The 24518-nt window shown below is 48.1% G+C and carries 21 protein-coding genes and 1 riboswitch; of the genes, 13 read left to right on the top strand and 8 right to left on the bottom strand.

Annotated elements, in window-relative coordinates; all coding sequences use genetic code 11:
- Positions 1 to 44: 44 nt before the first annotated feature.
- Both QMK20_RS01735 and QMK20_RS01740 read right to left on the bottom strand, forming a co-directional pair.
- A complete protein-coding gene (locus QMK20_RS01735; protein ID WP_283654314.1) occupies positions 45 to 1895 on the bottom strand; it encodes a bifunctional diguanylate cyclase/phosphohydrolase in 1851 nt (616 codons plus the stop codon).
- 283 nt (positions 1896 to 2178) lie between these two features.
- Positions 2179 to 2772, bottom strand: a complete 594-nt coding sequence (locus QMK20_RS01740; protein ID WP_283654315.1) for a DUF5317 domain-containing protein — start codon at positions 2770 to 2772, stop codon at positions 2179 to 2181.
- Positions 2773 to 2974: 202 nt separating this feature from the next.
- Between QMK20_RS01740 and QMK20_RS01745 the strand changes: the two genes are divergently transcribed.
- The 7 genes from QMK20_RS01745 (at position 2975) to nfsA (ending at position 10616) form a co-directional block, all read left to right on the top strand.
- Positions 2975 to 4210 (top strand): multidrug effflux MFS transporter, encoded by a 1236-nt coding sequence (locus tag QMK20_RS01745; protein WP_283654316.1) that lies wholly within the window; start codon positions 2975 to 2977, stop codon positions 4208 to 4210.
- 112 nt (positions 4211 to 4322) lie between these two features.
- A complete protein-coding gene (locus QMK20_RS01750; protein WP_283654317.1) occupies positions 4323 to 4673 on the top strand; it encodes a metal-sensitive transcriptional regulator in 351 nt (116 codons plus the stop codon).
- Between the two features lie 58 nt (positions 4674 to 4731).
- The gene (locus QMK20_RS01755) at positions 4732 to 4932 is read left to right on the top strand and encodes a copper ion binding protein (RefSeq protein ID WP_283654318.1); all 201 of its coding nucleotides are present in this window, start codon (positions 4732 to 4734) and stop codon (positions 4930 to 4932) included.
- 112 nt (positions 4933 to 5044) lie between these two features.
- Positions 5045 to 7510 (top strand): heavy metal translocating P-type ATPase, encoded by a 2466-nt coding sequence (locus QMK20_RS01760; protein ID WP_283654319.1) that lies wholly within the window; start codon positions 5045 to 5047, stop codon positions 7508 to 7510.
- 193 nt (positions 7511 to 7703) lie between these two features.
- Positions 7704 to 8804 (top strand): AAA family ATPase, encoded by a 1101-nt coding sequence (locus QMK20_RS01765; protein WP_283654320.1) that lies wholly within the window; start codon positions 7704 to 7706, stop codon positions 8802 to 8804.
- 5 nt (positions 8805 to 8809) lie between these two features.
- On the top strand, positions 8810 to 9568 hold the full coding sequence (locus QMK20_RS01770) for a DUF3226 domain-containing protein (protein WP_283654321.1): 759 nt from the start codon (positions 8810 to 8812) through the stop codon (positions 9566 to 9568).
- 304 nt (positions 9569 to 9872) lie between these two features.
- On the top strand, positions 9873 to 10616 hold the full coding sequence (nfsA, locus tag QMK20_RS01775) for an oxygen-insensitive NADPH nitroreductase (RefSeq protein WP_283654322.1): 744 nt from the start codon (positions 9873 to 9875) through the stop codon (positions 10614 to 10616).
- A gap of 142 nt (positions 10617 to 10758) precedes the next feature.
- Here the strand turns inward: nfsA and QMK20_RS01780 are convergent, their stop codons facing one another.
- From QMK20_RS01780 to QMK20_RS01800, 5 genes are all read right to left on the bottom strand, one after another.
- Positions 10759 to 11613: a TatD family hydrolase gene (locus tag QMK20_RS01780; RefSeq protein WP_283654323.1), complete on the bottom strand. Its 855-nt coding sequence runs from the start codon at positions 11611 to 11613 to the stop codon at positions 10759 to 10761.
- On the bottom strand, positions 11610 to 12557 hold the full coding sequence (locus QMK20_RS01785) for an ABC transporter ATP-binding protein (RefSeq protein WP_283654324.1): 948 nt from the start codon (positions 12555 to 12557) through the stop codon (positions 11610 to 11612). The genes QMK20_RS01780 and QMK20_RS01785 overlap by 4 nt, the downstream gene beginning before the upstream one ends.
- A 45-nt stretch (positions 12558 to 12602) precedes the next feature.
- Entirely contained in the window at positions 12603 to 13379 is a 777-nt protein-coding gene (locus tag QMK20_RS01790) for an ABC transporter permease (protein ID WP_283654325.1), read from the bottom strand.
- Complete coding sequence (locus QMK20_RS01795; RefSeq protein ID WP_283654326.1) at positions 13376 to 13669, bottom strand: MTH1187 family thiamine-binding protein; 294 nt, start codon at positions 13667 to 13669, stop codon at positions 13376 to 13378. The genes QMK20_RS01790 and QMK20_RS01795 overlap by 4 nt, the downstream gene beginning before the upstream one ends.
- 399 nt (positions 13670 to 14068) lie before the next feature.
- Positions 14069 to 15115 (bottom strand): ABC transporter substrate-binding protein, encoded by a 1047-nt coding sequence (locus QMK20_RS01800; protein ID WP_283654327.1) that lies wholly within the window; start codon positions 15113 to 15115, stop codon positions 14069 to 14071.
- A gap of 200 nt (positions 15116 to 15315) precedes the next feature.
- A riboswitch (TPP riboswitch) is annotated at positions 15316 to 15425 on the bottom strand.
- Positions 15426 to 15690: 265 nt separating this feature from the next.
- On the opposite strand from QMK20_RS01800, the gene QMK20_RS01805 reads away from it, so the two are divergent.
- The 6 genes from QMK20_RS01805 to QMK20_RS01830 all read left to right on the top strand — a co-directional run bounded on the left by QMK20_RS01805 (position 15691) and on the right by QMK20_RS01830 (position 23195).
- Positions 15691 to 16125, top strand: a complete 435-nt coding sequence (locus QMK20_RS01805; protein WP_134911456.1) for a pyridoxamine 5'-phosphate oxidase family protein — start codon at positions 15691 to 15693, stop codon at positions 16123 to 16125.
- A gap of 222 nt (positions 16126 to 16347) precedes the next feature.
- Positions 16348 to 18450 (top strand): bifunctional 2',3'-cyclic-nucleotide 2'-phosphodiesterase/3'-nucleotidase, encoded by a 2103-nt coding sequence (locus QMK20_RS01810; RefSeq protein ID WP_283654328.1) that lies wholly within the window; start codon positions 16348 to 16350, stop codon positions 18448 to 18450.
- 273 nt (positions 18451 to 18723) lie between these two features.
- The gene (locus QMK20_RS01815) at positions 18724 to 19785 is read left to right on the top strand and encodes an EAL domain-containing protein (RefSeq protein ID WP_283654329.1); all 1062 of its coding nucleotides are present in this window, start codon (positions 18724 to 18726) and stop codon (positions 19783 to 19785) included.
- A gap of 401 nt (positions 19786 to 20186) precedes the next feature.
- The gene (locus QMK20_RS01820) at positions 20187 to 21200 is read left to right on the top strand and encodes a zinc-dependent alcohol dehydrogenase family protein (RefSeq protein ID WP_283654330.1); all 1014 of its coding nucleotides are present in this window, start codon (positions 20187 to 20189) and stop codon (positions 21198 to 21200) included.
- A 31-nt stretch (positions 21201 to 21231) separates the two neighbouring features.
- Entirely contained in the window at positions 21232 to 22389 is a 1158-nt protein-coding gene (locus tag QMK20_RS01825; RefSeq protein WP_283654331.1) for an SMP-30/gluconolactonase/LRE family protein, read from the top strand.
- Between the two features lie 17 nt (positions 22390 to 22406).
- Positions 22407 to 23195: an SDR family oxidoreductase gene (locus QMK20_RS01830; RefSeq protein ID WP_283654332.1), complete on the top strand. Its 789-nt coding sequence runs from the start codon at positions 22407 to 22409 to the stop codon at positions 23193 to 23195.
- A 208-nt stretch (positions 23196 to 23403) separates the two neighbouring features.
- Here QMK20_RS01830 and QMK20_RS01835 read toward each other — a convergent pair whose 3' ends face one another.
- Positions 23404 to 24495, bottom strand: coding sequence for a hypothetical protein (locus QMK20_RS01835; RefSeq protein WP_283654333.1), 1092 nt, complete (start codon positions 24493 to 24495; stop codon positions 23404 to 23406).
- Positions 24496 to 24518 lie beyond the last annotated feature (23 nt).

Raw genomic sequence — 24518 nt, forward strand, 5'->3', positions numbered from 1 at the left:
ACGATTTTAACAACGGTAGAGGTGATGGGCAACCTTATGTGGAATTAGTGGTCTGCTTCTATAGAATCCATGAAAGCAGGCTGCTTATGCCGGACATGGTGGATAAAAATAGCCGTTAGCTCCGGATCGAATTGGCTGCCAGAGCAGGCACGCAGTTCCTCAATCGCTTCCTCAAACGTTTTGGTGGGTTGGTAGGGACGCTCAGTGGTCATGGCATCGAAGGAGTCAATAATCGTCAGCATCCGGCACAGCCGTGGAATTTGCTCGCCCTTGAAGCCGAATGGATAGCCTCCCCCGTCATAGCGTTCATGATGTAGCTCCACAAAAGGAACCAGATCTGCGAATCGTTCGTTGGCCTCGATAATTCGTTTGCCCCACATGACATGTGCTTGCACCATCGTCCATTCCTCACAGGACAGCTTTTCTTTTTTATTGAGAATATTCCACGGAATTTCCAGCTTGCCAATGTCATGAATGAGAGCACCCAATATAAACCGCCGTTTATCCTCCGGGCCGAGCTGAAGCACCTCGCTCATATCTGCTGCATATCTGAATACCCGTTTGGAATGCTTGAAGGTATTAATATCCTTGTACAAAAACAGATTAAGCTGCTGTTCAATATCACGAATATCCTGTCCCAGATCGACTTCACGTTCCAATTCATTTAAACTGCCATGTGTGTGAACGATATTTTTTCCCTGCTTCTTGGCGTAGTACAGTGCTTTATCTGCCAGATCGACCAGCTGTGATTTGTCGTAGATGTCGATGCGGCTTTGTGCAATGCCTGCGGAGAAGGACAAGCAGCCGTGTGGGAAAATTTCCACGCCCTCGTAGCGGGAATCATTCAGCCTTTTTCGGATGGCATTGACCGTTTCGTAGGCTTGCTCCGCGGTATGGTCAGGCATAAGCAGCGTGAATTCTTCTCCGCCATAGCGGGAGACGATAATATTGGAGCCGGAAGTTTCCTTTTTGAGAATCTCTCCGAGGAATCCTAACAGCTGATCGCCTTTCAGGTGACCGAAGTGATCGTTGTACTTTTTGAAATCATCAATATCAATCAGGGCAAGGCTGAGGGGAGTATTCTGGGATCTGGATATATTCAGCTCGGTTTCGAGTACATTTTCAAAATAACTGTGATTGTACAGCCCTGTTCTGCGGTCCATGTTGGCTTTTTCTTCAATTTCCCGATACATCGTAAACAACTGCTTGAACGCGTGGGATAGAAGCATACTTAGTGCAAGGAACAGCAGAAGCCCCAAAATACCGTTGTGGTAAATCAGTGTGGTCAGTACGAGAGACAGGATGAGTGTGCATAAGTAAACAAGCAGGGATTCAGCGAGAAAAGCCTTTTTTAGCTCATTGAGAGAGCCTTTGTAAGCAATATAAAAGTAGAGACCCAGTGTAACGGTATTCACCGCAAAGTAGCAGAACAGTGCCAGCAGGTAGGCAGTAAAATGCTCATCGTTCAAGCCTCCCTGCGTTCCGCCGCTAAGCTCAAAGACGGCAGAAGACAGGAAAATAGAAAGCGCATAGATGGAAAAATTGGCGGCATGCTTCCACCAGGACAGTTCTCTATACCGTATTGCGGCAATGAGTACATTGAACAATAAAATGAGAATAGCGATTTCAGTGCCATGTACAAAAATACAAGCGAGATACACAGAGGAATCCATCGACTGCTTGTTACTGGCTGGCGGCAGCTGGAAGGTAAAATGCTCCAAAATCAGAACTGCTCCCAGCAGGGAGTAGATCGTGACCCACTCTGTAGGCGAATAGTGCATAAAGGACCAATGATTCGTATACAAGAGGATGCCTAAGCCTGCCATACATATGAGAAAAACGTATAATCCCGTCGCGCTAACCCGTTCTTGCAGCTTTTTTATTATACTCATCATTTCATTCTCCTGCCTTGTCGTATCTTGATGTCAAAGCTACCAGGGGGTAAATGGGATAATTTACAATTTTGTAATCGAAAATTTCACATGAAAAAACAGGCCGGAATCCAGCCTGTTTTGTTGAGCCTGTGCTTCCCTTTTCCTTATCGGTAATTAGCCTCCGATTTTGTAACCGGAAGTCAAAGCGATTACGACAGAAGCGACGATAATAGCGTTGATAATCACACGGGAATATTTCAAATTTTTCATAGGGTTCACTCCCTTCCTTGGAATAAGGCGCACACTAGGCGTGGCGGGGATGGGTTTCTTGCTGAGTGGTCTTCTTTTTGTTCACGACCATGACGCTTTGAATAAACAGGAACATCCCAAAGTTCATGACGACATCTCCAATACTGATCACCTGCGTACGGGGATAGGGCTTGGAGAGTGGAATAATATCACCCAAAAATGATAAACGCGTACCCACATCCATCATGTAATGCTTCGAGATAACGTTTCCAGATTTAAGCATTTCCGTATAATAAGGGCCTAGCACCTCAGAAGCGCTCAACGAGACTGGCATCCTGCCGCCATTTACCGCCATGACGACAAAATTCAACAGGACTCCGATTAAAATAAGCTTGAATCCCTTGTGGTGCCTGTTCAGCCAGAGAAAAATCAATCCAACCCCATAGATGCCCATAAACAGATACCCGTTGATGGACGCAAGCCAGGCCCATTTTTCCTGAGCATAAAAAATAATGAACTGCACCAGCAGTAGCACAGGGAACATCCAGCCAGCTATGAGGCGAATTTGGCTAAAGCGGATTAACCCCTGCTGCCAGCCTCCTCTGAACAGACCTACAATGAGACCAAGCAGCACTCCATCATAGACCATAGTTATTCTCCAGCTTTCGCAAATTTTTTTGTTTTGGTTAAGGTATAATTCGACCTTAAATTGGTAAATTCCTGCCTGATATGTAGCAGTTTCGAAAAAAAATTGCGGATTAGCGTGTAAATGATCGAAGCAGCGTAAAATGAATGTTATCATAATATATTGAAGTGATATTTCTTATTTTCAGAAAAGGATGATTGTTATTATGAATCGGTTTTCCAATACGGTAATGGTTGCCGCAGATATGACCAAATCCCGGATTTTATGGATTGCCTTTGTTCTGGGAGCTTTGAGCGCTTTCGGACCCTTGTCCATAGATATGTATTTGCCGTCATTGCCTACATTAGCCAACAATTTGCATACAACGACTTCGCTGGCCCAGCTCAGCCTGACCGCCTGTCTGTTGGGGCTGGCAGTCGGGCAGATCGTTGCGGGGCCGCTGAGTGATGTAAGAGGACGTAGAGGTCCGCTGGTCGTATCGCTTGTCCTGTACGCTGCCGCTTCGCTGTTATGCGTGTTTGCGCCGAATATCGGCGTGCTTATCGGGCTCCGCTTTATTCAGGGTCTTACCGGGTCTGCGGGGATCGTCATCTCCAGAGCCGTTGCGCGTGATCTATATTCGGGCAAAGAGCTGACGCGCTTCTTTTCACTGCTCATGCTGGTGAACGGTGTGGCTCCGATTGCTGCTCCTGTGCTGGGCGGTGTTCTGTTGAATTTTGTATCCTGGCGTGGTGTGTTCATGGTGCTTTGCGTAGTCGGGGTGGCTATGTTAATTGCCGTCGTGTTGGGGCTACCGGAAACACTGCCTGTCAGCCGCCGTTCGTCGGGTGGTTTGAAGCAGACGCTTCGTACACTCGGTCATCTTTTTACGGATCGGCGCTTTATGGGATACGCCTTCTCGCAGGCGCTCATTACAGGAGCCATGTTTGCGTACATCGCTGGCTCGCCGTTCGTGCTTCAGGATATTTTCGGGGTTTCACCTCAGACATACAGTATTATTTTCGCAGTGAATGGTTTGGGGATTGTACTGTTTTCTCAATTGACCGGGAGGCTTGTCGGCCGTTTCAGCGAACGGCAGTTGCTCTTATCGGGTTTGGTGATTGCGGCTGTAGCCGGAATTAGCTTGCTTACTGTGGCTTTTACCGGAGGTCAACTGTTTGCTGTTCTAGTTCCGCTATTCTTTGTTGTTTCCTGCGTCGGGATCGTGAGTACCACCACCACTTCATTGGCAATGCAAAGCCAGCAGCGCTCCGCAGGCAGTGCGTCCGCTATGCTCGGCTTGCTGCCTCTGTTGCTTGGCTCCATCGCTTCGCCGCTGGTGGGTCTGGGCAGTGGAACAACGCCTATACCAATGGCTATCGTCATCGCTATAGCGGAAGTCGGTGCGTTGTTAAGCTTTATGGTGCTTGCCCAAGGAAGTGCGCGCGAAGGCCTGAAATAAGGCAAACAGGTGACATCTTTCTAAAAGGTTGACATACCCCATAGGGGTATATTATGCTAGAAGCATATTAACAAATGCATGAATGCATATACACAACACAGGAGGCTGATGTATGGCTGAAGAGCAACCTGTTTCCAACGCTGAAGTCCATGAGGCTCATTGCGGAACAGAGGGGGAAAAGACCGTCAGAAAAAGTCATCACTCGGCAGAATTCAAGAACAGCCTTACATCCCGATTGAACCGTATTGAAGGTCAGGTTCGAGGAATCAAGGGCTTGATCGAGAAGGATACCTACTGTGACGATGTGCTGAACCAGATTGCGGCTGTCCAGTCCGCCCTGAATGGTGTCGGCAAGCTGCTGCTGGAAGGGCATATGAAAAGCTGTGTCATTGAGCGCATGCAGGCCGGAGAGCCGGAAGTGATCGACGAGCTGCTGGTTACGGTCAAGAAGCTAATCCGTTAAGAGCAATACCCATACACATGAATCGGGTACATGAAGTACCCCGGAGGAGGAAACAGAAATGGCACAAGTAACGTTGAACGTTGAGGGCATGAACTGCAATCATTGTGTGAAAGCAGTAGAAGGAGCCTTGGAGAAAGTCGGCGCTTCCGGCAAGGTCAGTCTTGAAGCGAAACAAGTGGCTGTAGAATACGATGAGTCCAAGCTGAACGTGGAAGCTCTGAAAACTGCAATCGAAGACCAAGGCTACGACGTCGTTTAAGTTGGATATTTAATGCGTAAAAAAATTGGTTTTAAAGGAGAAGCTTCCGTAAAGAGGCTTTTTCTTTTGAACATGAATATACCCCATAGGGGTATGTAGGAGGAGAGTAACTATGGAAAACCGTGTGACCGACGGTGACAAGCAGACAACGCTTCATATTACGGGGATGTCCTGTGCTGCCTGCGCCAGCCGTATTGAAAAAGGTTTGAATCGAATAGACGGCGTGGCGCAGGCTAATGTGAATCTGGCTCTGGAGCAGGCGTCGATATCGTATGATCCGAAGCAGGCCGACATTCCGGATTTTCGCGATAAAATTGCTTCGCTTGGCTTTGGAACCGTGAGTGAGGAAGCCAATCTGAATGTGACGGGCATGACATGCGCAGCCTGCGCGACCCGGATTGAAAAGGGTCTGAACCGGATGCCGGGTGTGACGGGCGCTACGGTGAATTTGGCGATGGAAACAGCGCATGTGGAATATGCGGCGGGAAGTATTGCGGTCGGTGATCTGGTGAGCAAGATTGAGCAGCTTGGCTATGGAGCCATCCCGCAGAGTGCCGAGGATAACATCGCAGACGTGCGCAGCAAAGATTTGAATCGTAAAAAATGGAAGTGGATCGTATCTGCGGTGCTGTCGCTTCCGCTGTTGTGGGCGATGGTGGCTCATTTCTCCTTTACCTCATGGATTTATGTGCCTGGCTTATTTCTGAACCCGTGGTTCCAGCTTGTGCTGGCTACACCGATCCAGTTTATCATTGGATGGCAGTTCTATGTAGGTGCGTACAAAGCACTGCGTAATGGCGGCTCGAATATGGATGTACTGGTTGCACTGGGCACGTCTGCGGCTTATTTCTACAGTTTGTACCTTACATTGCGACCGTCTACCGTGATGGACAGCATGGGAGGTATGGCAGGGATGCCTGTCATGAAAATGCCTGAACTGTACTATGAGACAAGCGCGGTGCTGATTACGCTCATTCTCGTCGGTAAATGGTTCGAGGCAGTAGCCAAGGGCCGTTCGTCCGAGGCGATCAAGAGCCTGATGAGTCTCCAGGCGACAACAGCGCGTGTGGTACGTGATGGGCAAGAGCTTGATATACCGATTGAGCAGGTTCGTGTGAAGGACATTTTTATTGTACGTCCCGGCGAGAAAATTCCTGTCGATGGTGTGGTCGTGGACGGACGCTCGGCGGTGGATGAATCCATGCTGAGTGGCGAAAGTCTCCCGGTGGAAAAAGAAGCGGGTTCTATGGTCACAGGAGCTACGCTCAATAAAAACGGTGTACTTCGTATCCAGGCCCAGCGTGTCGGTGGCGATACGGCATTGGCCCGTATTATTAAGGTCGTGGAGGATGCGCAAAACTCCAAGGCTCCTATTCAGCGGATCGCGGATCAAATCTCGGGTATTTTTGTACCCATTGTTGTTGCTGTTGCCGTGGTGACCTTTTTCGTCTGGTTTTTCCTTGTGACACCGGCTGATTTTGCAGGTTCACTGGAGAAGATGATTGCAGTTCTCGTCATTGCTTGTCCTTGTGCGCTCGGATTGGCTACGCCAACGTCTATTATGGCGGGTTCGGGACGTGCCGCAGAGTATGGCATTCTGTTCAAGGGCGGCGAGCATCTGGAAACGACCCGCTCCATCAACGCGGTGGTACTGGATAAGACGGGTACGGTTACGAACGGCAAGCCGGTGCTGACGGATGTTATGGTCGGAGAAGGAAGCTTGAGTGAAACGGATTTGCTGCGGTTGTTGGCTGCGACGGAAAAAAGCTCGGAGCATCCACTGGCAGAAGCCATTGTAAGAGGGATTGCGGATCGCGGCATTGAGCTAGTAGAGCCAACGGATTTTGAAAATATTCCGGGCTATGGCGTGATGGCTCATGTGGAAGGCAAGCAGGTACTGGCAGGTACACGTCGATTGATGAGCAGGGAAGGCATCGCGATAGCTGACTCTGCCGAGCAGCATATGCATGAGTTGGAGAACGCGGGCAAAACAGCAATGGTGATTGCGGTGGACGGTTCCTATGCCGGACTGGTGGCCGTAGCGGATACGATCAAGGAAACGTCACGGGAGGCGGTTGCCCGTCTGCGTGCGATGAACATTGAGGTCATCATGATTACGGGTGACAATGAACGGACCGCGCGAGCTGTTGCTGCTGAGGCCGGAATTGCTCGGGTGCTGGCTGAGGTGCTGCCGGAGGGCAAGGCTGAAGAAGTGAAACGGCTTCAGGAGCAGGGCCTGATCGTAGCTATGGTCGGAGATGGCATTAATGACGCGCCCGCGCTGGCTACCGCTAATATCGGGATGGCCATGGGCACGGGTACGGATGTGGCGATGGAAGCTGCGGATATCACGCTTATGCGCGGCAACCTGAACAGCATTCCCGATGCGATCGAAATGAGCCGCCGTACGATGACGAATATACGGCAAAATCTGTTTTGGGCGTTAGGTTATAACGTGATTGGCATCCCGATTGCAGCTTTGGGTTTTCTGGCCCCGTGGCTGGCGGGAGCGGCCATGGCATTTAGCTCCGTCTCGGTGGTGCTGAATGCACTGCGTCTCCAGCGGGTGAAGCTGTAGATATCAAGGGTTGTCCTTAGGGCAACCCTTTTTAAAATTCAAACCCTAAGTAACGGTTCTTTGATAGAATGGAATTACACGATTCACAGAGGAGGATACATAATTCTTCTAAAGGTTTTTTATATTGTAAAAGTATTTAGTCAATAATGAGGAATATAATGAAGTATGAGCACGTTAGGGAGGGGCGATAATTTTGAATCATATAAATGATTTATATATTGAAAATTTTCGTGGAATTAAAGGCTTGGAGTTGAAAAATTTAAGTCAGTTCAATCTTTTAGTGGGGAAAAATAATGTAGGTAAGACTTCCATTTTAGAAAGTATTGAATTAATAACAAGTCCAGGGGATATATTTCAGCTTATTGCTACTTCTAAAGGGAGAGATAGAACATTTTCAATATTATCTCGGAAACTATCGACAGTAGACTCTGTTCTATGGACTTTTCCAGTTGCATTTTACGGGACTGTTAATGAGTTAGTCAGAGAACGTATTAATTTAGGAGCGAAATTAGAATCGGGATTTATAGAATGTAATATTGAATGTCATGAAACATCTGTTATGGATTTAACGAATAGTGTGAAACAACAGGAGAAAATTGGAGAAGTAGAAGAAGAACGAGCAGTTGAAATCATGTTTAGAACTAAAGTACTCAATGATGAAGTAGAGCAAAAGTATTTGATTACCGATTCACAAAGAGTTATGCGAAGAGATCGGAAAAATGTTATTTTCAAGACAAATCTGGTATCTCCTGTGGATCATCGTGTAATGCCTATCTCAGCAAAAGCGATTTCAGCAACTATTATGTCGGGGAATAAAAATAGTATCATCAACTTACTTCAAGATTTTGATGAGAATATTGAGGGAATAGAGATATTAGATCCTAATGGCAACAGATCTACTCCTTATTTTAAGCATAGGACGATGGGGTATGTTCCGATTACGGTCTATGGTGATGGTGTGCGGAGAATTTTAACTATTGCGACCGCTATATTACAGTCTAAAAACGGTGTGTTGCTAATAGATGAAGTTGAAACTGCTATACATTCTAAACTATTTAGAAAGTTCTTTGATTGGCTTGTCAGCAATTGTAAAGATTTTAATGTACAGCTGTTTGTAACAACTCATAGTTTAGAAGCCATTGATGCGATATTATCAGCAGATACAGAAAATTTAAACGAGCTTACTACCTATAGATTAGAGAAACCTTCGTCGGATAGTAGAACATATTCAAAAAGGTTTATAGGTGAGGATATGTACTCATTGAGATATGAGCTGGGTCAGGATGTGAGGTAAGCAAAATGGAATATGCATATTTGGTTGTCGAAGGTCCTCACGATGTTGAAGTAGTGGGGAAAGTTTTGAAATCGAATGGTTTTAAAAGAGTTCAACAACTTTCTAAATTAGACGAGTACTGGCTAGATATAATACCAAAGAACTTTCCTCCTGAAGGCGATTTACTAAAAAGAGTTTCTATTCCAGTTTTCTTTCAGAGCAACAACTTCTCAGTCGCTGTACACTCTGCCGGAGGAATAACCAAAATAGCAAAAGTGTTGAGGTTAACTTTGTTAAATATTTTGAAGAAGGAAAATGGTTTTTTAAGTGCAGTTGGCGTTCTGATTGACGCGGATGATGAAGAAGCCAAGATAAGTTGTCAAAATATAATTCAGACTTTAGGAGATGACGACTTAGCGTTTTCGAATATAGGATCTCCAGGTGAGATTATAGAAAATATCCCTCGTATAGGAATACATGTTTTCCCTAATAATAGAGATAAAGGCACATTGGAGGATGCATTAATTCAGTGTGCTGAAGTTGTGTATCCAGAGATTTTAAAAGGTGCCTTAAACTATGTGAATAATATCGATGATCAGTATAGACATAATTGGGGAGTAACAGACGAGGCAAAAGTTGTAGTTGGTTGCATAGCTAATATTTTAAAGCCAGGAAAAGCAAATCAAGTCTCTATACAAGACAATGATTGGATTTCCTCAAGCACATTGGGCCTGATACCAGTCAAAGAAATTACTGACTTTTTGAAAAACTTACTAAGGTACTGAGTGGATGTAGAAAGAACTTTGACTCATATAATATTTATAAGATTTGGGTAGCGACATTATTAGAATACAAACAGACTGTTTCTTAGCAAGTACGCAGGGATTTAACCTCCAGCGTGCTTGCCTTTTTGCTATGTTCAGCTTTTTTTATCAATGCTGTCACCCTTCATCCTGTCGGGTTGCTTATCCTACGCTAAAGTTTCATAATATTTGTAGGAGTGCCATGCAAGCATGCAAGAATTTCTTCGTATGCTCACAGCTTGACGCAGATAAAGAGCTTATATTATGGATTAGGGGTGAAGCAGTCATGAATGATACGATTTCCTTGTTGATGAATCATCGGTCTGTACGAAAATTCAAGTCAGATGCCGTTACTGACGAGCAGCTCGCAGCTATTGTGGGAGCAGGCCAGATGGCTTCCTCGTCCAGCAATGTACAGGCTTATACCGTCATTGCCGTTACAGAGCCTTCTTTGAAAACAAAGCTGGCTGAGTTGGCAGGTGGCCAGGCTTACGTTGAGCAATGCCCGGCGTTCCTCGTGTGGTGTGCAGATTTGTACCGCTTGAAGCAGGTCACAGTTCACCATCAACCGGGCAAGTCCTCCTATGAAGGTTCCGTCGAAAATTACACGGTTGCGACCATTGATGCCGCGTTAGCTGCACAGAATGCAGCGGTAGCCGCCGAATCACTCGGTTTGGGCATTGTCTACATCGGGGGCATCCGTACAAAAATAGCCGAGGTATCCGAGCTGTTGGGATTGCCTGAGCTGGTATATCCAGTGTTCGGTATGTGTATTGGTGTACCGGATCAGGAAGAGGGTTTACGTCCACGTCTTCCACTGTCCGGTGTTTTGCATATGAACGGCTACGACAAAAATCAGACGATGAAAGCTGTGGATCTGTATGATCACACATCGGCTGAATATTTGAAGGAACGCACAGGTGGCCAGCGGTCTACCCCATGGTCAGAGCAGATGGCAGCAAGACTGACCGAGCCTGCACGTTTGCAGATGAAGTCTTTTTTGGAGCAAAAGGGATTTTTGAAGCAATAAAAGTAGAGCAGACATAAAAATAAAGCAGGGACCTATTCACAACTTATAGATCCATGCACAGGCTTAAAAATACAAAGAACCTCCGGTTACGCTGGCAATAGGATGCGTACTCGGAGGTTCTTTGCTTATGCTGTAAACGACTTTATAAATTAGACAGTGCGTAAAAGCGTCTCGTATTGTCATAAAATAATTGCCGAACAACAGTTTCATTTTGACCTGTCAGCTTGCTATACGCCCGAATGACTTCGGCGGTCATGCATGGATGGGTCTGTTGTTCGGAAAAAGGCCCTTCAAAGGGCCAAGGGCCGTCCGTTTCCGCCATCACCTGACCGAGAGGATACTGTGTTGCCAAACTTCGGATTTCATCCTCATACAAGAGATCCGGTGTGAAGGAGACATAATAGCCGTTACGGGCCATGCGTTCGGTCGTGGCGGCAGAGCCTTTAAACCAATGGAAATGCGCCTGCGTGACGCCGTGGCGTTCCAGTAAATCGCAGGCAATGTCCGCGTCCTCATAGACGGCATGCAGCACAATCGGCTTGTTATGTTTTCCCGCAAATCGGACAAAACGTTCCAGCAGTTCTATGTAAGGAGCAAGGTCAAAGGAAACGCCTCTCTCCAAGGCTTCCAGCCGATTATAATAGGGCAAGCCGACTTCACCTACGGCGACCATATGCTCTGCATGCTTGTCCATCCAGTCGAACAACAGATTAAGCTCAGCTTGCGGTGGAAGAGGCTGTTCGGGATGAAAGCCAAAGGCGGGTCGTACCAGCCCGGGAAAACGCTCAGACAAGCACAAATTGGCCCGGCTGGAGGCGAGATGCATGGACACGGCTATGACGGCTTCGACACTGCTATCTGCAAGCGAAGCGAGCAATAGCTCTTGCTGCTCAGACGGATAGCTATCCACATGAATGTGCGCGTCGATTAGAGGCGCGGGTGCTGGCGTCGTCGTTGGTGCTGCCGTGTCCAGTTTTTTATCCTTCGAGTCATTCATAACGGCTTCGCCCCATTACCTGAAGTATCCTCACGGACGCCTCCAGTGTTGTCCGTGTCGCCTTCCAGTCTGTGCTTTTCCTCGCGCATCCAGCCTGTCATTTTCCGCTTCCATTCGATAAAGCGCGGGTCGAGGGTGATTTCTTCCCTGCGAGGGCGAGGGAAGGGAACGTCTACGACGTGTATCACCGAAGCAGGTCGTGCTGACAGTACATAGATACGGTCGGAGAGCAGCAACGCTTCCTCAATGCTGTGGGTAATAAACAGCACAGAGCGGCGGTTCTTCTCCCACATCCGCAGGAGCCATTGTTGCATGTCTCCGCGCGTCAGCGCGTCCAGTGCGCTGAACGGCTCATCCAGCAGCATCAGCTCTTGCGGACTGAGTAGCGCGCGCAGGAAAGCCGCCCGCTGCTGCATGCCGCCAGAGAGCGTATGCGGATACGCCTTAGCGAATGGGCCAAGCCCGACCTGCTCCAGCCATTGCAGGGCTTCCTTACGGCGTTCGCGTTCGCTGCTGTGCCGGAGCTGCGCTGTTGTATCTTTACGCCGCGCATTTTCCTGCCCGAGCAGCACGTTGTCCAGCGTGGTACGCCACGGGAAAAGCGCGGGCTGTTGAGGCATATAGCTGATATGCCCGCGTTCCCCAGTCACGTCCTGTCCGTTCATACGGATGTGCCCCAGCTGCGGCTTGAGCAGCCCACCGATGATGTGAAACAGCGTGCTTTTGCCGCTGCCGGACGGACCGATCAGGGAGACGAATTCCCCAGGTCGAACGCTCAAGGATACATCCTGCAATACAGGCAGCGAGCTTCGCTTTTCCCGGAAGGCCAGGCTAATACCGTCCAGTTCCAAGGCTGGAGAAGTGGAAGAATGCTCCTGCGGTTCCACGGCTCGTTGTCCACCAGCCATATTTTGCGGTGATAAGTCAGTAGGATGCAGACTCATACGCGCCACGTCCTTTCTTTGGTATCCTTTGGTTCCATTTGGAAGCTATTCCTGGTCGGGTTTCCAACGTACCAGCCATTTTTCCAGCAGTAGAATAGCTACGAACATTAGCAAGCTAAGTGTAACAATAATGCCAATGGCGGCAAAAATCAGATCCGTGCGGTAGGCTGATTTTTGCAAATTCATATAATATCCAATTCCTTCACTGGCTCCGATCCATTCCGCAATGATCGCGCCCATCACGCTGTAGGTGGCGGCAATCTTGATGCCCGAAAATACTTGTGGCAGGGAATGCGGCAGCTCCAGCTTCATGAAAATAGCCATACGGCCTGCGCCCGACATGCGCATATAGCTCATCATCGTGCGGTCCGTCCTCGTCAGCCCGTCCATGGCCGCTACAGCCACAGGAAAAAAGCAGACCAGTGTAATAACCATCAGCTTGGGCAACACGCCAAAACCAAACCACACCATCAGCAATGGGCCGAGAGCGATGGTCGGAATGTTTTGACTAAGAATGAGCAGCGGATACAGAGCCGATTTGAGAAAAGGGATGGTATGAAGAACAATGGCGATCAATAGTCCAGTTGCTGTGCCGATAGCAAATCCCGCCAGCGTTAAGCGAACGGTAGCCCAAGTATGGGCACCAAGCAGCGCCGACTGGGCCATTCCTTCCTGCACGATCAGGGACGGAGCTGGCAGTAACCAGGATTCAACATGTAAATAGGAAACCGCCCCCTGCCAGGCGGCTAAAAAGAAGAGGACCGCCACAAGGGGCGGCCATACGCTTTTCCACCAGGATGCGCTTTTGCCTTTCGGATTCATGGGCGATATTTCTCGGTCAGCTTATCCATGCTGATGCCCTGCGGGTTATGTGCGATTTTGATTTGTGAAATGATGCTTGGACTGCCTGCTTCCGTCAGTGCCTCGTGCATTTCTTTAACCACCTTCAGCAGCTCGTCCAGCTCGCCTTCCATGGTCGTATCCAATGGGTTCACCTGATGTTTGACACCGGAGCGCTGAATAACTTCAATTGCCGTATCTACATATACGTAAGAGTCCTCGTTATTGGGGGTTTTAGGAATTACTTGAATACTGAGCAGTGTGTTAGCCATGTGAATTCACCTGTCCTTCATTGGATTGTTTTTAGGGAAATATGGTGGTTTAAGGCGGGTGAGACCGCTCCGCGTTTCATTTGATCTTACGATCGCTGTTGCCGTGGGATTCATTGAATAAATTTAAAAGGTAAGAATCCCACGGCAAAGGCGAACGCTGCGCTTCTCCAGATTCAAATGAACCGCTGCGCTGCCAACCACCTTAAAACCATCATATTTTTGGGTTTTATTGGTGTGGCATTTTTACAAAAGCAAAATGAACATAAAAACGAAGTGGACGGAATGGTGCTGTACAAGCGTTAGCGGTCGCTTTAAAAGCCTTCCATAGGGAAGCTCGCTTCGGAAGCATCAACCGACTGCGTAGTGGCACAAAGGTACTTTCAAGTTCGATTTACAAGATTAACGCTTGGGCAGGAAGTCGTTTGTGAAGGCTTTATCGACTTCCAAAGGCTTGCTGAGCAGCTTGCGTTCGTACATCCAGTCGGAGTAGTTTTGCCATACTTCCGTTTTTTGTACGCCCCATTGGGCGGCATCGTCCTGATAACGCGGGCTTAGCCATTTTTGGCTGGCGAGTACCAGCTTTTTATCCAGTTCCGGAACCGCTTTGGTCAAGATGTCTGCGGCTTCTTCCGGGTGAGCGATGGTATATTCATAGCCTTGGGCGGTCGCGTCCATGAAGGCCTTGACCAGTTCGGGATCATTTTTAATGGTCTGTTCGTTGCTCACGATGACGGGTGTATAGTAATCCAGACTTTTGGAATAATCTTTTACATACAGCATATCCAGTGGTTCACCCCGTAGTTGGGCTTCAATCCCGGTCCATGCGTAGAAAATCCAGGCAAAGTCGATATCCCGCTTCACGGCTGTAAAATAATCGGCATTACCCATGTTGATGATCTTCACCTTGCTTACATCGCTCTTGTCTGCGTCCATGATGGATTTCATGACCGCTTCTTCTACGGGCGAACCCCAGCCGCCGTATTTTTTACCTTCAAAATCCTTCGGGCTCTTAATCCCGCGGTCAACCGGGGCTGCGAAGCCTGATGTATTATGCTGAATGACCGCAGCGATGGATACGAGCGGTACCCCTTGCGTACGAGCTTGTGTGACTCCCTCCTGATAACTGATACCAAAAGGTACAGCATTGGAAGCAACCATTTGATCGGCTCCGCCCGAACCGGGCTGAACGATCTGGACATTCAAGCCTGCTTTTTCGTAAAATCCTTTGTCCTTGGCGACATAGAGTCCCGTATGATTCGTATTTGGCGTCCAGTCGAGCACGACTTTAACATCCTTGAGTCCCTTGGTCGGGGAGGTCGCTTGGGTATTGGCGGCAGGAGCCGCGCCTTGTGGTGCAGAGGGGGAGCCTCCGCCGCAGGCGGTCAGAGTCAGGGTCATGAGCCACAGACTGATCAGCCCTAGGCTTAACATTTTCATGCGCTTCATCGTTGTGTTCTCTCCTTTTATTACCCGTAATCCGTCGGATCAGACAGCTTATGTTTCCCATTTTACAAAAATAACTTCTGCCGGACGCTATCTGTTCCAACAACATCATCTTCAACAAAAAAAGCGCCCCGATGTTCCGGGACGCTTGCGCTTGTATATACCAAAGTAAGGGATGGCCCGCCGTAATAAGAAAAAAGGGGCGCATCTTGCTTAAGCATTCCTACGCTGGCATTACCCAGATCAGGTTGTAAGGGTCAGTGTCTTGGGACACACTCTCAGCCGGCCGATTCCAGCACCCCTGGCATTGTATAGTCGAATGGGTTATTCAATTCGGGTTTACTACGACGATTATATGCCTAGAAGGCGGGTCTGTCCAGCATTGGGGAAGAAGTGACGGTTCATTTGCTGTACGCTAGGGTACACTTTTACTGTGAGCTTTGTTCTGAAAATGACCATGATCCCATCGGTTGATGTTGTTTTACAGAACTGCCGCAGGTATGGTTTGATGAGCTGGTGTCGGATCATGGCATGGGCATTCACAGGAATTCTAATTTGCGAAAAGGAGTTGTTGTACCGTGGGTAAAACGGAAACATTGGATCGCAGCCAACTGGAACAAGCCATTGTAAAGGCTTTGGATAACAACAAATTTTGCTCGTTGGGTACAGTAGAAGGCGGCAAGCCGAAGGTGCGCTATATGGCTCTTTTTAACGAAGGGCTGAACATTCATCTCGCGACAGATCGCAAAACACATAAGGTGGAAGAGCTGAAGGATAATCCAAACGCTTATCTGCTGCTGGGCTATGAGGTTGGCGGTACGAAGGAAGTCGTGGAGGTTGAGGCTACTGTCCGGGTAACGGCTGACGAGGGACTCCGCAAACAAGTGTGGAATGATTCGTTGAAGGAATGGTTTTCTGGCCCGGATGACCCCGATTATGTCATTCTGGATGTGAATCCGACTCGTATTGAGTATGTGGGTAAGCAAACCGGACGTCAGGTGTGGGAGAAATAGAATTGGATAGAATATGAGGAAACCAGCAATTCTCCGAGTTATTTGGGAGGTTTGCTGGTTTTTATGTTTGCGGAAAATTAATTATTTTTTCATAAATAAATGGAGTAAATGACTACTCTTTTGTCCGGCGTTGGATTAAAATAGGAATGGTGGGCTCAAAGCTTACATATATGTGCAAAAGTATGTGTATGAGGCCTACATCTTAATGAGGAGGGATATATTTTGATATTTCATAAAAAATGGTTTAGAGGGCTTACAGCAGCAGTCGTTGCCTGTAACATGCTGGTGTTTTCAGCCGCTCCGTCTTGGGCTGCCAGCGAATCCAAGGATAGCGGTACAGTGAATTTGCGGATCATGGAAACAACGGATATTCATGCGGCCTTGATGAATTACGATTACTATGCGGACAAGGAAACGAACGAATATGGCTTGATTAACACAGCTGGACTGATCCAGCAGGCGCGCAGTGAAACGAGAAACAGCCTGTTGTTCGATAACGGCGACTTGTTGCAGGGCAATCCACTGGGTGATTATATGGCCAGAAGCAAAACCTTCGAGAAAGAAGGCGGTGTCCATCCAGTCTACAAGATGATGAACTTTATGGGCTATGATGCGGCTACGGTGGGGAACCACGAATTTAACTATGGTCTCGACTTTTTGGAAAGATCACTCAAGGGAGCTGATTTTCCTTACGTAAATGCGAATGTGTATTACGATGATGGGGGCCAAGGGACTAAAAATTATTTTACCCCTTATCGGATTCTTGATAAAACGGTAACGGATGAGAAGGGGAAAGAGTATACGCTCAAAGTGGGCGTGATTGGCTTGGTAACGCCCCAAATTACACAATGGGATGAAGGCAATTTGAAGGGAAAGGTCGTTACCAAGGACATTGTGGAAACGGCAAAAAAGTTTATTCCTCAAATGAAAACCGAGGGTGCTGACATTATTATTGTGCTGGCACACACAGGTTATGAGGATGTACCGCAGACTCCGATGATGGAAAATGCCGTTAAATATTTGAGCAAGGTAGACGGAATTAACGCTATTTTATTTGGACACGCGCATAAATCCTTCCCCGGCCCTGATTTTAAAGAAATGAGCGGTGTAGACCTGGATAAAGGAACGATCAATGGTGTGCCGGCTGTAGAAGCTTCCTCATGGGGCAAGGAGCTAGGTATTATTGACCTGACCCTGGAAAAGAAAAAATACGAGTGGAACGTAACAAATTCACAGTCTGAAGTGCGTCCGGTTGTGAATCCCAAAACTCAGGCTGTGCAGATGAATCCTGAGTTTAAACTGGTAGATGCGATCAAGGAAGAGCATACAGGAACGCTGGATTATGTTCGTCAACCGGTAGGAACCACAACCGCACCGATTAACAGTTATTTTGCATTAGTGCAGGATGACCCATCCATTCAGATTGTGACGAATGCACAAAAATGGTACGTACAGAACCATCTTAAAGGGACCGAATACGAAAATCTTCCCGTATTGTCGGCTGGCGCCCCATTCAAGGCTGGTGGCCGAAACGGTGCCGAGTATTACACCAACATTCCTGAAGGCACGATAGCCATTAAAAACGTGTCCGATCTGTACGTGTACCCGAACACGGTTCAGGCCGTAGAAGTTACCGGTGCTGAAATTCAGGAATGGCTGGAGTGGTCTGCGGGCCAGTTCAACCATATCGATCCAAAGAAAACCGAGGAACAATCGCTGATTAACAAAGATTTCCCTACCTACAATTTTGATGTCATTGACGGTGTGAAGTACCAGATTGATGTGACTCAGCCTGCACGATATGATGCCAAGGGAACCGTTATTGATCCTTCTGCTCATCGTATCAAGGATTTACAATACAACGGGAAAGCAATTGATCCTGCACAGAAATTTATCGTAGCGACCAACAACTATCGTGCTTCCTCATCCAAACTGGCAAATCCGGATGGCAAACGCATTGTGATGGCAGCACCGGACGAAAGCCGCCAAGTCGTTATTGATTACATCCGTACGAACGGAACGATTAATCCGGCTGCGGATGGCAACTGGTCTATTGCTCCTTTCGGTGAGACTAAGGTTACCTTCGAATCCTCGCCTGATGCAAAAGACGTGCTTGCCGGAAACCAGCAAATTTCATTCCTCGGCAGCGCGGCTGACGGCTTTGCAAAATACAGCTTGAAAGCTGGCGCGAAGCCCAATGCAGCAACGACTCCTGTAAAGGAAACCGTGACTCCAGCGAAGGCAACAGCGAAGTCTGCCGTAAAAGCAACCAAACCTGCGGTAGCTCAACCAGCTAAAACAACCAAACCGAAGGCTTCCAAATAAGTCTGGGTTTCTGGGTCCATTTAAATTCAAAATGAAGCAGCAAGTCTCCGTAGCCGAGAGACTTGCTGCTTTTTAGTTTCCACGGACAACGGTACTTGAATTTATAAATGGTGCAAAAGGCTTTATTTTTTGTCGAATATACACTTAAGTCCTAGGTTGTAGCCGAAAATAACCTTATTTTTTGTAAAAACACGTAATTATATAGTTCTTTTGTTCTAGTTATTTGTGATATAATGGTGAAAAAACCGGAAAATTGTTCCGAGGAGGACCATTATGACTTGCAGCAATTGCAGCATCATATTACCTATTAAGGACCAGGGATTGCTGAAAATCAGGCATTCCAGGGTGTCGCTTACTCAAGTGCTGGGCAACTTGGGTATGCTGTCGGAACAAATGAAACAGGAACAAGGGCGCGAGGACGGCATTGCGTTTCGCTATGACAGTCCTGCGGAGCTGGAGCAATTGATGGACAGACTTGCTTGTCTGCCGAAGGAATGGTTGTTACATATAGAGGTTGTGGTGACCGGATCGTTTCATGTCGAAGGGTATGAGGATTGGCTTCCATTCAGCCAACTGCAAGCACGAATCAAGCATCCAGATGTCATGAATGTTATTGTGGATCAGAGCTTTTCCAGCCATATGCAGCCTATTATTGACCACAAGCTGGACATTATCGGGTTTGAATTTTTGTTGCGTCCGTCACATCCACAGAGACCCTTTCAGCCTTTTCGGCTGTTTGAAATCGCACGTGAAGCCGGATTACACGCTCATCTGGATCGGTCGGCCCGTATTTCTGCGATTGAAAAAAGTGCAACATGCCTTCCTGCGGGAATCAAACGTTTTATTAACTTTCTTCCTTCCACCATTTATAATCCGACCTACTGCTTGCATCATACCTTTGAGACGATTGACCGGTTGTGCATGAATGCGGAGGATTTTGTATTTGAAGTTGTAGAGACGGAAGAAATAAATGATCTGAATTTTTTGCATCGAATTTTTGAACAATATCGAAAAGGGGGAGTTTCCGTGGCATTGGATGACGTGGGAGCAGGGTATTCTACGACAGAGCTGATGAATCGGCTCCAGCCGGATTATGTGAAAATTGACCGGAGTTTAATTAATGGCTGCTACCGTAACAGTGACCAGCAACGACAAATTACGGGGATCGTGGAATCGGCCTTTCATTTTGGCGGTCAAGTGCTGGCTGAAGGAGTCGAGCAGATGGAAGATTTTGAGTTTTGTCGTGAATCAGGAGTATCGCTGGCTCAGGGTTATTTATTTGGTAAGCCGAATCCGAATCCGCCCTCCAATTTTATGCTTAGTAGCGTAATATAGTCAGAAACAAATTTAAGTAGACGTAGTCTATAAAAAGTGGAGCTTTAAATAGGGCTGTCCCATAAGCAAATTTCAACCGTATTGGACAGTGCTTATATCACCATTAATGTAAAAAAACGCGAGTTGCAGAGGTTTTTTCACCCCTGCAACTCGCGTTTTTTGGTCTATGCTTGCCCACCTGAGCAAGTTATGGGCAAGCGAAAGCCACCCTGCCTCCAATTTTACCTGGTAAGGAACGTTAAAAAACCGGAGGCAGTTACGACATGTTTTATTTTTAAAGTAAAGATTGACGTTTTGAAGACAAATGGATACAGTGTATTGTATAGGAAACAGTGTTTCTTTCGCAATACACTGTATCCATACTAGGTAAAAAGTTTAACATTACAGGGAGGACAACCAAAATGAAAGCAGTGCAACTGAAAAACGGTTTTGGCTTTGAAGAGTTAGCCTTGACGGAACTCGACATACCGGTGCCGGGACGGCTGGAAGTCCTGATCCGCATAAGGGCAGCGTCTCTTAATTATCGAGATTTGGTAATACTTAATGGAGTAATGCCGATCGGCATTCAATTTCCCTTCATTCCGTTATCCGATGGAGCGGGTGAAATTGTGGCTGTGGGGGAAGGGGTGACAAAATTTCAGGTTGGACAAAGGGTAGCGGGAAATTTCCAACAGAAATTCATTGGCGGGAGCACCAGAGCGGAGGTATTAAAGGACAGTCTGGGAGGCCCGCTCAGTGGAGTGGCGGCTGAATATATCGTTCTACATGAAGAAGGGGTCGTCGCCATTCCGGATCACCTTTCTTGGGAGGAGGCTTCCACCTTGCCGATTGCGGCATTAACCGCATGGAGCATGCTGATGGAATCCGGCGGGCTGCGAGCGGGGGATACGGTGCTCTTACAAGGAACAGGCGGTGTTTCCATCTTTGGGCTTCAATTCTCTCTGATGGCGGGAGCACGGGTAATTATCACATCGAGCAGCAATGACAAGCTGGAACGGGCAAAAGCTCTCGGCGCATGGCAGACAATCAACTATTCGGAAGTTCCCGAGTGGGATAAGGTGGCTCTGGAACTGACAGGCGGCGGAGTCGACCATGTCCTGGATGTAGGGGGAGCGGCAACAATGGCGCAATCCATCAATGCACTTCGTACCGGAGGGACTGTGAGCATGGTCGGATTCTTATCGGGCTTGACCATTCCTGAGTTCGATGTCACCAGCATTTTGCAGAAGGCTGCGACGATTCGCGGCAGCCAAGTCGGTAACCGGGAACATTTCGAAAACATGAATCGTGCCATTTCCCGCCATCGTTTACATCCTGTCATCGACCGGGTATTCCCGCTCAGCCGAATCGGCGAAGCCTTCGCACTTTTGGCTGAAGGAAAACAGTATTTCGGTAAAATCGTCGTTCAAATATAAATATTATTCACATCACATAGGAGGCACTCTAATGCCCAGTAAACCTGATTTGTCTGTCAAAGATTCTCAAGGAAGAAAGAATAAGAAACCGCGTAAATGGGTACGCAGAACCGGATTATCGCTGCTGGCGGTAATCCTTCTGGGAGTGGTTATTTTTATGCTCATCCCTTCCCCTGTCCAGCCTGCAAAATGGCTTGCACCTACGGCCCCCTCTTTTGAACAAGCGGGTCCATGGCAACAAAACAACAAACTCAGCTCCGCAGAGCTTGTTACAGATGCCCCTAAGTTTCCGGAATTTATCACCTTTGACAAGAAAGGAAATTTATATACGGGAGACTCCGACGGGAAAATTTATAAGGCTGCCATTGATACAAAGGGCAATCCGCAAAAGGCCCAGCTTTATGCAGATACCAAAGGAACGCCCAATGGACTTATGTTTGACGCAAGTGGAAATCTGATCGTTACGGATGTTAAGAAGGGGCTGCTATCGGTAGATCCTTCCGGAAACGTGACGGTGTTGGCCGATCAAGTCGACGGCACACCGATCTATTTGGCCAACGAGCTGGATATTGCCAAAGATGGTACCATTTATTTTTCTGACACCTCCAATTATGGCAGTGTAGTCTTCAAAGAAATCGCCGAGAACAAGCCACATGGACGTTTGCTGAAATATGATCCGGCGACCAAGCAGACGACAGTTCTGTTGGAAGGCCTTTATTTTGCGAACGGGGTTGCCTTGTCTGCGGACGAAGATTTTGTGCTTGTGGCAGAGTCGTATCACTACCAATTGACCAGATACTGGCTCAAAGGGCCAAAGAAGGGGACTTCGGATATTTTTGCGGATAATCTCGCCGGTTTTCCGGATAACATTACGCGTGATGATCAAGGCCACTTCTGGGTCGGTCTCTTCACGACACGTATTCCCTTTGTAGATCAGATGCATAAAAGCCCGTGGCTGGCTGGAATGATGGCCAAATTGCCTCAATCGCTGCTCAGCGGTGCAAGCGCACCTGTGAAGCATGGGCTTGCTGTGGAGCTTAATCCGCAGGGTAAACTCATCGGAAGCTGGCATGATCCTGAAGGCTCGGTTTATGGGGTAACCACGGTTGTAAGCCATGACGGATATTTATATATAGGCACAGCTCCTGGAGGCAGTCAGGGCGTTCATCGCGTGCTTTTAACCAAATAAGCTTGGGAGGGTTTAACATGATATTGGATGAGTTGAAATTATCCTGGAAAGCGAAGGAAAGCCTGGCCGGGAAAGTAGCTTTGGTAACAGGCGCAAGTAGCGGCATTGGGGCATCGATTGCAAAAAAACTGGCAGAGCGAGGCGCGTATGTAGCTGTATTGGCACGCCGTCAGGAGCGATTGGACGAATGGGTTCGCGACTTGCACCAAGAGGAATTGTACGAGGTCATGGCAATACCTGCCGATATCCAAAAAGCTGAAGACGTACAGCAGGCGGTCCACGCCATTCTTGAACGCTGGGGGCGGCTTGACATTATCGTTGCCAATGCCGGCTTCGGGTATCGAAGCCCATTGGCAGAAGTGGATCTGGAAAGATGGGAGGAGCTTTACAAGACGAATGTGCACGGTCTTGTCCTGACACTGAAGTACGGGCTTCAGCCAATGAGGGAACAGGCCAAGGGGGATGTTGTCATTGTCTCCTCTATTGCAGCGAAGGAAGTGGTTGCCGGAGGAGGACTATACAGCGCTACCAAGTACGGCGTTAGCGCCATAGCCTCCGCATTGCGTTTGGAGACCAGTACGCAAGGAATTCGTGTAACTGCGATCCACCCCGGGGCGGTGGCGACGGAATTTTCGCAGGTGGCCGGGTATCCCGAGCAGGAAATTCGGGCGTTTGCTTCGAGCGTTTTGCCGCTGCATCCTGATGATGTTGCAGAAGCTGCCCTTTATGCACTGGAGCAGCCGGAGCATGTCAACATTCCGGAGTTGACCATTATGCCTTCGAGGCAGGTCCAGCGGTTCAAATAGAGCGGTATTTATTCTGCTGATCCAAAAAGCGCGAGTTACAGGGGGAAAATAACCCTTGGACTCGCGCTTTTTTTACACTAATGACGAAGCGTAGACTGTCCAATTAAGTTTAAAACCAGCCTTTGGGACAACTCCATTTACTATAGCGCAGACCATATCCTGTGAAAATTTTTGCCCTATGTTCGCTATCCAGTCATCGTGAGTATAGCTATAGTGTGATGACGTACAGGCCCAACGGCGTGGTTGCGCTGCCTGCAATCATAAAACTTAGAGAATAGCTGGACTTGCCGGGGGGCACGCTGATATCAGCCAATCGGCATACCTTGGTATTATCTCGTAGCAGAGGGATACCATATACATGATTATCCACACGCACAGACCCGGCGAACGCTCCCCCACGCGGATTGGCGTAGATGCGGACCGTACGTTCCTCGTGACCGTCGTTAACGATGGGAATCGTAGCGTTATATATGACACCGAATTGTCCACGATTATCAAGCGCAGGGCATAGCTCGCTGCGAGCCCCGGTAAACAGTAGATCGGCGGGAGTCTCACCGTTCAATTTTTTGGTGGCACATGCTCGGTAGTTGGCGCATTGCCCAATCACGTACTCCGGCATTCGCGCGTTTGTTTCGGAAAAGGACCATGTACCGCGCGGATGCGCCTGCGGCGGCGGTACGGGTGGTAGCGGCTCCGCATGAATCCCGCGCAGGTCGGTCTGTATATCCTTGCTGACCACGGTGCGGATTACATAGTCCAACGTACCGTGGCCTTCGGCATATTCCACAGTGAGATCATAGGTGAATCCGGCCAGCGATCCTTCAGGCAGCTCGAATTCTTCCAGCAGCGCTGTACCTTTGCCGAATTTATGACGGTCTACCGGCTTCAAGCGCTTCATCGTACCCGCCAAACAGCTTTTGGCAATATTCTGCCCGACATCCATAATCCAGTTACCATCCTCAGGCGCAATCTCTAAAGCCCGCTCGATATGACGTACCTCCAGCGCAGCATCGCTTTTATTCTCTACAGTGATGCCCAGTTTGACGGGGGCGTCGATTTTGTTGTAATGCCAGCCGAAAATGCGATGCTTGACCGTCCGGGTTGTCGTGCGCACCACGTCATGCCACAGGGTAGCTTGCCGGGCAGGTACAGTCACGGGGGTGAGCGTCTCCGGGTTATCGCTAAGCATCAGGCGGCGCTTTCCCCCTTCGGTGGCTGATTCCACATCCACATTGATATTTGGCGGGATCACAGCCGACTCCACAATCAGATCCTTTGGCTCTTTGGGACGATGGTTCATGTGAGTTCCTCCTTTGATTTAGA

It is taken from the genome of Paenibacillus sp. RC334, assembly GCF_030034735.1.
GTDB lineage: Bacteria > Bacillota > Bacilli > Paenibacillales > Paenibacillaceae > Paenibacillus > Paenibacillus terrae_A.

Bases quoted from the DNA above. Each gene is read 5' to 3' on its own strand.
- QMK20_RS01750 (WP_283654317.1), top strand. From the start codon at position 4,323: ATGGCTGAAGAGCAACCTGTTTCCAACGCTGAAGTCCATGAGGCTCAT.
- QMK20_RS01815 (WP_283654329.1), top strand. From the start codon at position 18,724: ATGACTTGCAGCAATTGCAGCATCATATTACCTATTAAGGACCAGGGA.
- QMK20_RS01770 (WP_283654321.1), top strand. From the start codon at position 8,810: ATGGAATATGCATATTTGGTTGTCGAAGGTCCTCACGATGTTGAAGTA.
- nfsA (WP_283654322.1), top strand. From the start codon at position 9,873: ATGAATGATACGATTTCCTTGTTGATGAATCATCGGTCTGTACGAAAA.
- QMK20_RS01800 (WP_283654327.1), bottom strand. From the start codon at position 15,115: ATGAAGCGCATGAAAATGTTAAGCCTAGGGCTGATCAGTCTGTGGCTC.
- QMK20_RS01785 (WP_283654324.1), bottom strand. From the start codon at position 12,557: ATGAGTCTGCATCCTACTGACTTATCACCGCAAAATATGGCTGGTGGA.
- QMK20_RS01830 (WP_283654332.1), top strand. From the start codon at position 22,407: ATGATATTGGATGAGTTGAAATTATCCTGGAAAGCGAAGGAAAGCCTG.
- QMK20_RS01760 (WP_283654319.1), top strand. From the start codon at position 5,045: ATGGAAAACCGTGTGACCGACGGTGACAAGCAGACAACGCTTCATATT.
- QMK20_RS01755 (WP_283654318.1), top strand. From the start codon at position 4,732: ATGGCACAAGTAACGTTGAACGTTGAGGGCATGAACTGCAATCATTGT.
- QMK20_RS01820 (WP_283654330.1), top strand. From the start codon at position 20,187: ATGAAAGCAGTGCAACTGAAAAACGGTTTTGGCTTTGAAGAGTTAGCC.
- QMK20_RS01795 (WP_283654326.1), bottom strand. From the start codon at position 13,669: ATGGCTAACACACTGCTCAGTATTCAAGTAATTCCTAAAACCCCCAAT.
- QMK20_RS01825 (WP_283654331.1), top strand. From the start codon at position 21,232: ATGCCCAGTAAACCTGATTTGTCTGTCAAAGATTCTCAAGGAAGAAAG.
- QMK20_RS01790 (WP_283654325.1), bottom strand. From the start codon at position 13,379: ATGAATCCGAAAGGCAAAAGCGCATCCTGGTGGAAAAGCGTATGGCCG.
- QMK20_RS01740 (WP_283654315.1), bottom strand. From the start codon at position 2,772: ATGGTCTATGATGGAGTGCTGCTTGGTCTCATTGTAGGTCTGTTCAGA.
- QMK20_RS01780 (WP_283654323.1), bottom strand. From the start codon at position 11,613: ATGAATGACTCGAAGGATAAAAAACTGGACACGGCAGCACCAACGACG.
- QMK20_RS01835 (WP_283654333.1), bottom strand. From the start codon at position 24,495: ATGAACCATCGTCCCAAAGAGCCAAAGGATCTGATTGTGGAGTCGGCT.
- QMK20_RS01735 (WP_283654314.1), bottom strand. From the start codon at position 1,895: ATGATGAGTATAATAAAAAAGCTGCAAGAACGGGTTAGCGCGACGGGA.
- QMK20_RS01745 (WP_283654316.1), top strand. From the start codon at position 2,975: ATGAATCGGTTTTCCAATACGGTAATGGTTGCCGCAGATATGACCAAA.